Origin of the sequence: Pelomonas sp. V22, from assembly GCF_030014915.1 — a bacterium.
Lineage (GTDB): Bacteria > Pseudomonadota > Gammaproteobacteria > Burkholderiales > Burkholderiaceae_C > JAUASW01.
In genome coordinates, this window is the sequence record NZ_JAGIXS010000002.1 from 298,670 (window position 1) to 310,467 (window position 11,798).

11 protein-coding genes are annotated in these 11,798 nt (G+C 67.3%); 7 read left to right on the forward strand and 4 right to left on the reverse strand.

Annotated features, from left to right (window positions below; all coding sequences use genetic code 11):
• Positions 1-2: 2 nt before the first annotated feature.
• The 6 genes from J7U46_RS10670 (at position 3) to J7U46_RS10695 (ending at position 6,776) form a co-directional block, all read left to right on the forward strand.
• Positions 3-2,591: a [protein-PII] uridylyltransferase gene (locus J7U46_RS10670; protein WP_282825591.1), complete on the forward strand. Its 2,589-nt coding sequence runs from the start codon at positions 3-5 to the stop codon at positions 2,589-2,591.
• On the forward strand, positions 2,588-3,640 hold the full coding sequence (mnmH, locus tag J7U46_RS10675; RefSeq protein WP_282825592.1) for a tRNA 2-selenouridine(34) synthase MnmH: 1,053 nt from the start codon (positions 2,588-2,590) through the stop codon (positions 3,638-3,640). Before J7U46_RS10670 ends, mnmH begins: the two co-directional genes overlap by 4 nt.
• A gap of 119 nt (positions 3,641-3,759) precedes the next feature.
• Positions 3,760-5,082, forward strand: coding sequence for a pectate lyase (gene pelA, locus J7U46_RS10680; protein WP_282825593.1), 1,323 nt, complete (start codon positions 3,760-3,762; stop codon positions 5,080-5,082).
• A 60-nt stretch (positions 5,083-5,142) separates the two neighbouring features.
• A complete protein-coding gene (locus tag J7U46_RS10685; RefSeq protein WP_282825595.1) occupies positions 5,143-5,919 on the forward strand; it encodes a DUF2189 domain-containing protein in 777 nt (258 codons plus the stop codon).
• Between the two features lie 10 nt (positions 5,920-5,929).
• Positions 5,930-6,148, forward strand: coding sequence for a DUF2788 domain-containing protein (locus J7U46_RS10690; protein WP_282825597.1), 219 nt, complete (start codon positions 5,930-5,932; stop codon positions 6,146-6,148).
• Between the two features lie 4 nt (positions 6,149-6,152).
• Positions 6,153-6,776 carry a YitT family protein gene (locus J7U46_RS10695; protein WP_282825599.1) on the forward strand — a complete coding sequence of 208 codons (624 nt, stop codon included), beginning with the start codon at positions 6,153-6,155 and terminating at the stop codon, positions 6,774-6,776.
• Positions 6,777-6,785: 9 nt separating this feature from the next.
• Here the strand turns inward: J7U46_RS10695 and J7U46_RS10700 are convergent, their stop codons facing one another.
• The 3 genes from J7U46_RS10700 to J7U46_RS10710 all read right to left on the reverse strand — a co-directional run bounded on the left by J7U46_RS10700 (position 6,786) and on the right by J7U46_RS10710 (position 10,289).
• The gene (locus J7U46_RS10700; RefSeq protein WP_282825601.1) at positions 6,786-7,439 is read right to left on the reverse strand and encodes a hypothetical protein; all 654 of its coding nucleotides are present in this window, start codon (positions 7,437-7,439) and stop codon (positions 6,786-6,788) included.
• Positions 7,436-9,604: a S9 family peptidase gene (locus J7U46_RS10705; RefSeq protein WP_282825603.1), complete on the reverse strand. Its 2,169-nt coding sequence runs from the start codon at positions 9,602-9,604 to the stop codon at positions 7,436-7,438. The genes J7U46_RS10700 and J7U46_RS10705 overlap by 4 nt, the downstream gene beginning before the upstream one ends.
• 91 nt (positions 9,605-9,695) lie before the next feature.
• The gene (locus J7U46_RS10710) at positions 9,696-10,289 is read right to left on the reverse strand and encodes a porin family protein (RefSeq protein ID WP_282825605.1); all 594 of its coding nucleotides are present in this window, start codon (positions 10,287-10,289) and stop codon (positions 9,696-9,698) included.
• Positions 10,290-10,458: 169 nt separating this feature from the next.
• Here J7U46_RS10710 and J7U46_RS10715 point away from each other — a divergent pair, with 169 nt between their 5' ends.
• Positions 10,459-11,208, forward strand: coding sequence for a helix-turn-helix transcriptional regulator (locus J7U46_RS10715; RefSeq protein WP_282825608.1), 750 nt, complete (start codon positions 10,459-10,461; stop codon positions 11,206-11,208).
• On the opposite strand, the gene J7U46_RS10720 is transcribed toward J7U46_RS10715, so the two are convergent.
• The gene (locus tag J7U46_RS10720; protein ID WP_282825610.1) at positions 11,205-11,798 is read right to left on the reverse strand and encodes a DUF3501 family protein; all 594 of its coding nucleotides are present in this window, start codon (positions 11,796-11,798) and stop codon (positions 11,205-11,207) included. The genes J7U46_RS10715 and J7U46_RS10720 overlap by 4 nt on opposite strands.

Below are 11,798 nucleotides of genomic sequence, written 5' to 3' on the forward strand. Positions count from 1 at the left end.
CGTTGAGCGCGGTGGACCTGGCCGAACTGCGCCGTCAATTCAAGAGCGGCAAGCAAGCGCTGATCGCCGGCTTCATGCAAGCCCGGCCCACGGTCACGGCCGCCAAGACCTTGCTGCGGCAACTGGCCCGCCACGTCGACGCCCAGTTGCAGCAGCTCTGGAGCGCCGCCTCCATGCCCGAGGGCGCCTGCCTGCTGGCCGTGGGCGGCTATGGGCGTGGCGAGCTCTTCCCCTATTCCGATGTCGATGTGCTGGTGCTGCTGCCCGATGGCGTGGAGGCACACCAGCCGGGCGCCATCAAGAGCGGCCTCGAGGCCTTCATCACGGCCTGCTGGGACAGTGGGCTGGAGATCGGCTCCTCGGTGCGCACGCTCTCCGAATGCCTGTCCGAAGCCGCTGGCGACGTGACGGTTCAGACCGCCATGCTGGAAGCCCGCCTGCTGACCGGGCCACGGCCGCTCTTCAAGCAGTTCGAGCGCGCGCTGCAGCAGGCCATGGATCCCAAGGCCTTCCTGCGCGCCAAGACGCTGGAGAAGGCCCAGCGCCACACCAAGTACGAAGAGACGCCCTACTCGCTGGAGCCCAACTGCAAAGAGAGCCCGGGCGGCCTGCGCGACCTGCAGCTGCTGATCTGGATTGCCCGCGCTGCGGGCCTCGGCAAGACCTGGCCCCAGCTCGCCGCCACCGGCCTGATCACGCCCTTCGAGAGCCGCCAGCTGCAGCGCAACGAAGGCCTGCTCACGCTGATACGCGCCCGCCTGCATGCCGTGGCCGGCCGGCGCGAAGACCGCCTGGTGTTCGATTTGCAGACCGCCGTGGCCGAGAGCTTTGGCTACCAGGCCAGTGGCGGCCAGCGTGCCTCCGAGGTGCTGATGCGCCGCTACTACTGGGCGGCCAAGGCGGTGAGCCAGCTCAACCAGGTGCTGCTCTTGAACCTCGAGGAGCGCATCAACGGCTCCCAGCAGGCGCTGCTGCGCCCGATCAACGAGCACTTCATGGAGCGGGCCGGCATGCTGGAGGTGGTCAGCGACGACCTCTTCGAGCGCGAACCGCACGCCATCCTCGAAACCTTCCTGATCTACCAGCAGACGCCCGGCATCAAGGGCTTCTCGGCCCGCACCTTGCGCGCCCTCTACAACGCCCGCGAGCTGATGGACGCCGCCTGGCGCCGCGACCCGGCCAACCGCGCGCTGTTCATGCAGATCCTGCAGCAGAAGGAGGGCCAGACCCACGCCTTCCGCCTGATGAACCAAACCTCGGTGCTGGGCCGCTACCTCTGGGTGTTCCGGCGCATCGTCGGCCAGATGCAGCATGACCTGTTCCATGTCTACACGGTCGACCAGCACATCCTGATGGTGCTGCGCAATGTGCGCCGCTTCTTCATTCCCGAGCATGCGCACGAGTACCCGTTCTGCTCGCAGCTGGCCTCGCAGTTCGAGAAGCCGCACCTGCTCTACATCGCCGCGCTGTTCCACGACGTGGCCAAGGGCCGCGGCGGCGATCACTCGGACCTGGGCGCCGTCGAGGTGCGCCGCTTCTGCCGCCAGCATGGGCTGGACAAGGCAGACACCGAGCTGGTGATCTTCCTGGTCCAGCACCACCTGACGCTCTCGCGCGTGGCGCAGAAGGAAGACCTGTCCGACCCCGAGGTGGTGCAGGCCTTCGCCAAGAAGATGATCGATGCGCGCCACCTGACGGCGCTGTACCTGCTCACCGTGGCCGACATCCGTGGCACCAGCCCCAAGGTCTGGAACGCCTGGAAGGGCAAGCTGCTGGAAGACCTCTACCGACTCGCCCTGCGTGCGCTCGGCGGCGCCAAGCCCAACCTCGACGCCGACATCGAGGCCCGCAAGCAGGAAGCCCGGCAGGCGCTCGCCCTGCTCTCGGCCCTGCCCGGGACCGAGGAGCCGCTGTGGAAGACGCTGGAGCTCAGCTACTTCGCGCGGCATGACGCCGGCGATCTGGCCTGGCATGCGCGGGCGCTGTGGCGGCACATCGATTCCGCCGTGCCGGTGGTGCAGGCGCGGCCCTCGCCCATCGGCGAAGGCCTGCAGGTGCTGGTTTATTCGCCCGACCAGCCCGACCTGTTCGCCCGCATCTGCGGCTACTTCGACGGCGCCGGCTTCAACATCCTCGACGCCAAGGTCCACACCACGCGCAGTGGCTATGCGCTGGACACCTTCCAGGTCATCAGCCCCGAGCTGGATCTGGACCAGCGCGACCTCGTGCCCCTGGTCGAGTCCAAGCTCTCGCAGATCCTGAAGGCGCAAGGCCCGCTGCCCGAGCCGCGTCGCGGCCGGCTGTCGCGCCGCGTGAAGAGCTTCCCGTTCACGCCGCGCATCGCGCTGCGGCCCGACGAGAAGGCGCAGCGCTGGCTGCTGTCCATCAGCACCAGCGACCGCGCCGGCCTGCTCTACGCCATTGCCCGCGTGCTGGCCCGCCATGGCATCAACCTGCAGCTGGCCAAGATCTCCACGCTGGGCGAGCGAGTGGAAGACACCTTCCTGGTTGACGGCGCGGCCTTGCAGCAGAACAAGCTGCAGCTGCAGATCGAGAGCGAGCTGCTGGACGCGGTCTCGATTCCCGGATGAGCTACACGATAGACATCGAGCAGGCGCTCGCCGAGCTGCCACGCTTCGATGCCATCGTCGACGTGCGCTCGCCCGCCGAGTTTGAGGAAGACCACATCCCCGGCGCCATCAACTGGCCGGTGCTGAGCAACGAGGAGCGCCACAAGGTGGGCCTGCTCTATGCCAGCTCGCCCTTCGAGGCGCGCAAGCTCGGATCGGCCCTGGTGGCTCGCAACATCGCGCGGCACATCGAGCAGTCGAGCGCCGGCCTCGAGAAGACCTGGCGGCCCCTGGTCTATTGCTGGCGCGGCGGCCAGCGCAGCGGTGCGATGAACTGGTTCCTGGGCCAGATCGGCTTCCGCTCGCGCCAACTGGTCGGCGGCTACAAGTCCTACCGCAACCAGGTGCGCGCTGACCTCGCCGCCCTGCCCGGCCAGCTCCGCTACCAGGTGCTGTGCGGCCGCACCGGCAGCGGCAAGACGCGGCTGCTGCATGCGCTGCAGGCCGAAGGCGGCCAGGTGCTGGACCTCGAAGGCCTGGCCCGCCACCGGGGCTCGGTGCTCGGCGGCCTGCCCGGCGACGCCCAGCCGAGCCAGAAGTGGTTCGACAGCCAGCTCTGGCAGCAACTGCGCGGGCTCAATCCGGCGCGGCCGGTCTGGGTCGAGAGCGAGAGCCGCAAGATCGGGCGCATCACCCTGCCAGAGCAACTGCTCGACGCCCTGCGCGACCGGGGCGACTGCTGCTGGATCGAGTTGCCCGAGGCGGCGCGCGTGGCGCTGCTGCTGCAGGACTACGCGCATTTCGGCGACGACCCGGAAGTCTTCTGCAAGCTGCTCGAAGGCTTGATCGAGCTGCGCGGCCGCGAAACCGTCCGGCGCTGGCAGACCCAGGCGCGCAGCGGCCAGTGGGCCGAGGTCTTCGGTGAGCTGATGCGGCTGCACTACGACCCCGGCTATGAGCGCTCGCTGCGCAACCACTATCCGCAACTGGAGCGGGCGACGCCGGTCCGCCTCGGCGATGCACGACCGGAGGCGCTGCAGCAGGCGGCGCGGCAGTTGCTGGCAGCTTGAGACTGGCCCTGAGGGAAACCCGCAGGTTCGCCGCCCGGAAGCTGGCGAGAATATGGTTTTGAAACGATGTTCCAAAACTTGAATTTCGGCCCTAACGCCCAAATCCCGCCATGCCATCCATGCGATCCGCCACCCGCGCCCTGTCCACACACCTGTGCCTGAGCCTGTGCTTCCCCTTGCTCCTTGCCGCGCCAGTGACAGCCGCCGTCATCGGCACCAACCCGCCGGCCCCGCCGCTGAACGCCGAGCGCGTGGCGGCGCTGCCGACGGACGCACGCGCGGCCTGGTCGGCCTACCTGGCACGCTCGAAGGCGCAACTGGCGGCCGATCGTGCGGCGCTGGCGGCCGAGCGTCAGGGCCTGGCCACGCTGCCGCCACCTCCTGAAGGCGGCCATGCCGAAAAAAGCATGCCCTTACAGCAACCGGCCGCCTGGTACGCCACGGCCGAGGCGCTGAAGGTGGCCGACAACATCCTCAGTTTCCAGACGCCGGCCGGCGGCTGGGGCAAGAACCAGCCCCGCGACCGGGCGCCGCGCCTCAAAGGCCAGGACTACGTGGCGGACAACAACTTCAAGAGCGCGGTGCCCGGCAATTTCGACCTGGCGGCCGATCCGCGCTGGAGCTATGTCGGCACCATCGACAACGACGCCACCATCACCGAAATCCGTTTTCTCGCTCGGGTCGCCGCGCAGTTGAAAGGCAGCATTGGCGAGGTCTACCGGCAAAGTGCCATCAAGGGCCTGAACTACCTGCTGGCCGCGCAATTCCCGAACGGTGGCTGGCCCCAGGTCTGGCCGCTGCAGGGCGGCTATCACGATGCCGTCACGCTGAACGACAACGCGGTGGTCGAGGTGGCCGAACTGATGGAAGCCGCCGCCCGAGGTGAGGACCAGCTCGACTTCCTGCCGCCCGACGTGAAGGCCCGCGCCGCCGCCGCCGGACAGCGGGCGCTCCAGTTGCTGCTCGACGCGCAGATGGTGGTGGGCGGCCGCAAGTTGCTGTGGGCCCAGCAGTACGACGCGCTCACCCTGGCGCCTGTGTCGGCCCGCAACTACGAGCCGCCTTCCCTGTGCGTGGGCGAAAGCACGGGCGTCCTGGTCTATCTGATGAGCCGCCCTGCGCCTTCCGCCGAGATCAAGGCGGCGGTGCGCTCGGGCATCGCCGCCCTGCGTGAACTTGCCATCAAGGACAAGGCCTGGGGCAAGATCGACGACCAGCAGGGGCGGCGGCTGACAGACAAGCCGGGCGCGGAACCCGTCTGGGCCCGCTACTACGATGTCGCCACGCTCAAGCCCATCTTTGGCGACCGCGACAAGAGCCTGCATGACAACCTCGACGACATCAGCCTCGAGCGCCGCAACGGCTATGCCTGGTACGGCACCTGGCCCAAGAAGGCGCTGCAGGCCTATGAGGACTGGTCGCGCCGCTGGGGCTCGCCCTGATGCACTGATTGATGGCCATCAAGGCCTCGCCGCTGCTGCTCTGGCACCATCGGGCCCAAGATGAAATCCAGCGATCAGGCCCTGGCCGAATCCCGGCAATTCGGCGTCCGCCCCGTGCCCCTGCTGCGCCCGCTGGGCTGGCTGGCGCGTGGCTGGCGCGACCTCTGGCAAAGCCCGCTGGTCTCGCTGCTGCACGGGCTCGTGCTGGCGTTCGGTGGTGCGGCCATCTTCTGGCTGGCCCGCGAGCGCTTCTGGCTGCTGGCCGGTGCCTTCAGCGGATTCCTGCTGGTGGCGCCCATCCTCGCGACCGGCCTCTATGCGCTGAGCCGTGGCATCGAGCGCAAGGAGCCCGTAGGCATCACCACCGTGCTGCAGGCCTGGCAACCACGAGACACCCGCCTGGTCCGCTTTGGTCTGCTGCTGGCGCTGGCTGGCAGTGGCTGGGTGCTGACCTCGGCCTCCTTGATCACGGCGCTCGCCCCTGCACCGATCAACAAGCCGATGGACTTCGTGCGCCAGGTGCTTCTCAGCGACAGCAACTACCTGTTCGAGAGCTGGCTGGCCCTCGGTGCCCTGCTGGCCGCGCCGGTGTTCGCCTCCAGCGTGGTCGCCATCCCCATGTTGCTCGACCGGCCGATCAGCGTGCTCGGTGCCGTCTACACCAGCTGGCGCGTGGTGATGGAGCATCCGGCGCCGGTGGCCTTGTGGGCACTCCTGATCATGGCGCTGACCCTGCTGGGCATGGCCACGGCCATGCTGGGCCTGGTCGTGATCGCGCCGCTGCTGGGCCATGCCAGCTGGCATGCCTACCGCGACCTGGTTCGCGCGGCCAGCTGAGGGCCGGGCCATGTTCGGCTACACCGAAGAACAGATTGCCCAGTTCGGCCTCAGCTTCGGCGTGGCCGCCTTCATGCTCTACATGGTGTTCATCATCCTGCAGTTGGCGCGGGAGTCGAAGGCCGGCCGCTTCGGCACCTTCGTGCTGCTGCTGGGCCTCGGGTTCGGCCTGGTCGGTTTCGCGGCAAAGGGTCTGATCAAGTACTTCCTGGCTGGCGTCGGCGATTGAGGCCATGAAGGACGCCGCAGCACGCATCAGCCGCACCTTCAGGCACAGCCGCGTCGAGGACGCCCAGGCCCTGCTCACCGGCACCTTGTTCGCAGCGCTGGGCGTGGCGCTCTTCAAGCAGGCCGGTCTGCTAACCGGCGGCACGGTAGGCATTGCCTTCCTCCTGCACTACGCGAGCGGCTGGCCTTTCGGCGCGCTGTTCTTCGCAATCAATCTGCCCTTCTACGGCCTCGCCTGGCGGCGCATGGGCGCGGCCTTCACGGTCAAGACGATGGTCGCCGTGGGCCTGATGGCGCTGCTGGCCGAAGCGCTGCCGCGCTGGCTCTCCATCAGCACGATCAACCCTTTCTTCGCGGCCATCGCCGGCGGCCTCCTGATCGGAGCCGGCATGCTGATCCTGTTCCGTCACAAGGCGTCGCTGGGCGGGCTCAACGTGCTGGTGATGTGGCTGCAGGAGGCTCGCGGCTGGCGTGCCGGCTATGTGCAGGCGGGGCTCGATGCGCTGATCCTGCTTGCGGGCTTGCCCTGGGTGGCGCCGGAGCGCATCGCCCTGTCGCTGTTAGGCATGGCGGCCATCAATGCGGCACTGGCCATCAATCACCGGCCAGGCCGCTACATGGCTGTTTGAGGCAAGGCGCTACCGGGTGCAGGCCCCCGCCATCGAGGGCAGGCCGCGCGCCCGCTCATCCATGGGGTTCAGCATGCTGACGCGCGACTCTGTGACGCGTGTGCACTTGCTGCCCTGGCGGATCAGCTTGGAGCCGGTGCCGTCGGTGGCAGTCGAGACCGTGACCGGCAAGGTACCGGCCGCGTCGGCCACGGCATATTCCACCGAGCGCTTTTCGCTGTTGGCGCGCGGGTCGTTCAGCATCTGACTCAGCATCGATTCGCCGCGCGCGCCGGAGGCCGGCCGCGCGGGCGACAGGCCCAGCTTCAAAGGCTCGGGCCGCGCCGGGGTTGCCGCCGCTGAAGCTGTCGGAAGCGCCGCTGCTTGCTGAATCGGCGATGCTGGCACGCCGGTCAACTCTGGAACCGGCAGCACCGGAACCGCTGGCAAATTGCTGGGCGGCACCCGCATTCCCTCGTCATCTCCGGGCGGCGGCGGTGGCACAACGGGCTTCTCTGCCAGGATGCGCAGCACGATGCGCGACGAAGCCACCGGCGCGACCGGCCGCTTGATCTGCAAAAGCGCCAGCCAGCCGCCATTCACCAGCGCGGCCGCCAGCAAACCCAGCAGCAGCCGCGAGCGCGGCGGCGCCGGCAGGTGATGGGGACTCAGAGCCTCGCTCACTCGGTCGCCATGCCCCATTGCTGCAGCATGAAGGCGTAGACCTTGGCCCGCTCCTTCAGCGCGTCAAAGCGGCCCGAGGCACCGCCATGGCCGGCCGAGAGGTTGATGTCGAACAAGAGCGGCGTGGCGCTGTTGGTCTTCAGCGTGCGCAGCTTGGCCACGTACTTGGCCGGCTCCCAGTACGGCACCTGGCTGTCGTTGATGCCGGTGCGGGTGAGGATGGCCGGGTAGGCGCCGACCTTGAGGTTGTCATAGGGGCTGTAGGCGCGCATCCAGGCGTATTGCTCGGCGATCTTGGGGTTGCCCCATTCGATGAACTCTTCAGTCGTCAGCGGGATGGTCTCGTCGAGCATGGTGTTGATCACGTCGACGAAGGGCACCTCGGCCACCACGGCCTTGAACAGATCGGGTCGCAGATTGACCACCGCCCCCATCAGCAGGCCACCGGCGCTGCCGCCGTTGATGATCAGCTGGCTCGGGCTGGTCCAGCCCTCCTTCACCAGGGTCTCGGCCACCGACACGAAGTCGGTGAAGGTGTTCATCTTCTTGGCCAGCTTGCCCTCCAGGTACCAGCGCCGGCCCAGGTCACCACCGCCGCGGATGTGGGCGATGGCAACTACGGCGCCACGGTCCAGCAGCGAGAGGTCGTTGGCATTGAAGCGCGGGTCGGACGAGATGCCGTAGCTGCCATAGCCGCGCAGCAGCAAGGGGCGCGGGCCTTCGCCACGCAGGGCCTTGGCATAGACCAGGGAGATCGGCACCTGCGTGCCGTCCTTGGCCGTGGCGAAGAGGCGCTTGGATTCATAGCGCGAGCCGTCAAAGCCGATCACCGGCTGCTGCTTGCGCAGCGTCAGCTTGCCATCCTTCATGCCGTAGTCGTAGACCGTGGCCGGCGTGGTCAGGGCTTGGAAGTTCAGGCGCAGCGTGTCGCTGTCGTACTCGCGGTTATCACCCACGGTGGCGGTGAACACGGCCTGATCAAACGCGATATCGCGCGGCTTGCCCGGATGCGCATGCTCGAACACGCGCAGCTTGACCGAGCCCTGCTCCCGCACCTGCACGGCCATGTACTGCTTGAACAGGGCAACGCGCTCCAGCATCGCGTCCTCGCGGTGCGGTATCAGCTCTTTGGCCTTGGCCAGCTGGGCCGGCGTGACGTTCAGGCTCTTGGGCAGCGGCAGCGAGATGAGGCGGAAGTTGGGGCCCCGGTCGTTGATGCGCAGCAGGAGCTGGCCCTCGCGATGCTCGGCCGAGTATTCGATGCCACTCTTGCGTGCGAGCAGCACCTGCCAGGCGGCGAGCGGCTTGTCGGCAGGCAGCACGCGGATCTCGGTCGTGTCCTTGGCGATGCTGTAGAGCATCAGGTAGCGGCCATCGGCGGAGCGGCCGAGGCCCATGTTGTAGAGCTCGTCCTTCTCCTCGAACATCAGCTCGTCCGGGCCATTGCCGTCCAGACGGTGGCGCCACAGCTGGTTGCGGCGCTTGGCCTCGTTGGAGGTGACGTAGAACAGGGTCTTTGAATCCGCAGCCCATTGCGCGCCGTCGGTGCGTGCGGCCTTCCAGGCGACGTCCTCTCCAGTCGCAATGTCACGCACATGCAGCTCGAAATCGCGGGCGCCCGTCTCGTCCAGCGAGTACGCGAGGCGCTTGCCATCGGGGCTGACCTGCATCAGGTTCACGGCCAGGAACTTGCGGCCCGAGGCCAGCGCATTCAGGTCCAGCAAGGTCTGCTCGGGCGCAGCGGCGTCATAGCTGCGCTGAGGTCCGCTGGCGGCGCGGCGCACGAAGAGCGGGTATTGCTTGCCTTCCAGCGTGCGCGAGCTGTACCACCAGGCACCCTGGCGGGCCGGCACGCCTTCGTCGGCCTGCTTGATGCGGCCCACCAGCTCGGCATAGAGCTTGTCCTGCAGGCCGGCGAGCGGCTTGTAGTACTGGGCCGTGTAGTCGGCCTCGGCCTTCAGGTAGGCCATCACCTCGGGCTTGTCGCGTTCGCGCAGCCAGAAGTAGTCGTCGATGCGGCGGTCGCCATGGACCGTCACGTCTTTCGGCATCTTGCTTGCCACAGGTGGCTCGACTTGCGCCAGGCTGAGGCCGACCGAGGCCAGCAGAACCATGCCAATGGTCATGGGGCGCCAGCCGCGCCAGAAAGCGGTTGAATGTGTCATCGGGTTCCCCGGTTGAGGCGCCCGATTGTGCCCATTGCGAAAGACAAATGCCGCCCTCCCGAAGCGGGAAGGCGGCAACAGGGGACGTCGCTCAGAACTTGTAGCTGGCGCCCAGCGAGACCATGTCGGTTCGGACCTTGCCGGCGCTGTTGTACTTGGCCTGCACGGTGTCGTAGTCGGCGTTCAGCGAGACCTGCTTGTTCAGCGCATAGGACAGGCCGATGCCACCCATGGGACGCCAGCTGGAATCATCCTGCACGCCACCGGCGATGCTGGCCTTGCCACGCACATAGGCCAGACCCAGCTTGCCCTTGAGCGAGAAGTCACCATGGACCAGGAAGGGCAGCACGCCCTGCACGCCAGCGCCCGTCATGCTCAGCGAGCCCGGCGTGGCCGTGCCATTGCCCAGGCGCAGCGTGCCCTGGCCAGCCTTCGCGCCGAAGGCCACGCCTTCGACGGCGAAGCTGCCGTAGTCCAGGCCGCCGTAGATGCGGCCGCCCCAGCTGCCGGTACGGTCGCAGCTGACGCCGGCGCTGCAGTCCAGCTTGTATTTGTTGTAGACACCCAGGCTGGCGCCGGCATAGGGCTCGGGCTTGCTGAGGCTCTGCGCCGAGGCGGCAACGGCCGTGCCGGCAAGCAGCGTGGCAGCGATCAGGCGGGCGATGGTGTTGCGGGTCTTCGTCATGTCAGATCTATCTCCAGGTTTCTCCCGGCCGATCCGGGATGACCCTAGTATTGCCAGTTCGGCAGAGGAGTACCGTTTCAATGAACCATGTACAAGTCAAAGGCCGAACGAGTATCAAAATGCTGTACTTACATTCCTTTACTCTGAGCATGACTGCCGTTACTGCCCGATGAGCAGCCCCGAAAAACTATTGCAGGTGCTGCGCGCCGAGATGCGGGCCGCCGGCATCACCTACCGCGAACTGGCCACGCGGCTGACGCTCAGTGAATCCAGCGTCAAGCGCATGTTCTCGCTGCAGGACATGACGCTGTCGCGGCTGGCCGAGATCTGCAAGGCCATCGGCCTCAGCCTGGACGACCTGATGCGCCAGGCCGCGGACGCCAGCACGCCCGAGAGCGATTCCTTGACGCTGGAGCAGGAGACGGCCCTCGTCAGCGACCCGGTGCTGATGCTGGTGGCCATCAGCTGCCTCGGCCACTGGACGCTGGAGCAGATCGTCGAGACCTATGAGATCAGCGAGCCCGAGGGCATCCGCCACCTTGCCCAGCTGGACCGGCTCGGACTGATCGAGCTGAAGCCGCTGAACCGCTACCGGCTGCGCGTGGCACGCGCCTTCCGTTGGATGCCCGACGGGCCGGTGCAGCGCTTCCTGCGCAAGTTCGTGGTGGATGACTATTTCGCCGGCAATTTCGACGGCAGCGGCGAGACCCTGATGCTGGTCCATGGCCGGCTGACCAGTGCCAGCGCGCAGGAGATGGTGCAGAAGATCCAGCAGCTGGCCGCTGACCTGGCGCGCCTGCATGCCGAAGACCAGCGCCTGCCGAGCAGCAGCCGCGATGGCTTCACGCTGATGGTGGGCCTGCGCTCCTGGGAGTTCGCCCAATTCACCGCCATGAGACGCGAGGTCGAGACCGGCTAGCTCCCGCGCAGGTCACCCGCCAGGCTGGCCAGCGTCTCCGCTGCGATCTCCACATGGGCCGGGTAGTTGCCGTGGTCGCAACCCAGCTTCACGCGAGCGCCAGCCCGCACCGCCTCGCGTGCGGCCGCCGGGAACTCGAAGCGCACAAAATGCACGGCCGAGGTCTTCTCCTCGTTCTCGCGGTCCAGGTCCTCGTCGGCAATCGCGTAGATGCGCGCATGGCCTTCGACCTCGACGAACATGCGGTCCTCCACGCCGATCAGGCGCGCCAGCTCGCGCTTGCGCTCATGCGGATCGGGATACTCGATCAGCATCGTGGCCTTCCAGTTCGAGCCATCGGGCACCAGGGGCGCATAGGCCTCGATCTCGCCCTGGATGGCTTCTTCCTCGAAGATCTTCTCGATGCGCAGCATCTCCTGGATCTGGTAGCGCACCGTCTGCTCGTCCTCGAACTGCAGGTTCAGGTGCTCGCCCAGTTGCACGCTGCGCAGCCGGCGGTGGGCAATGACCTCGGGCTTGTGGGCCTTGCGGTACTTGGCATAGGCCTCCAGCGTCATCAGGCTCTCGGGGGTGATCATCGTGCGGCTCAT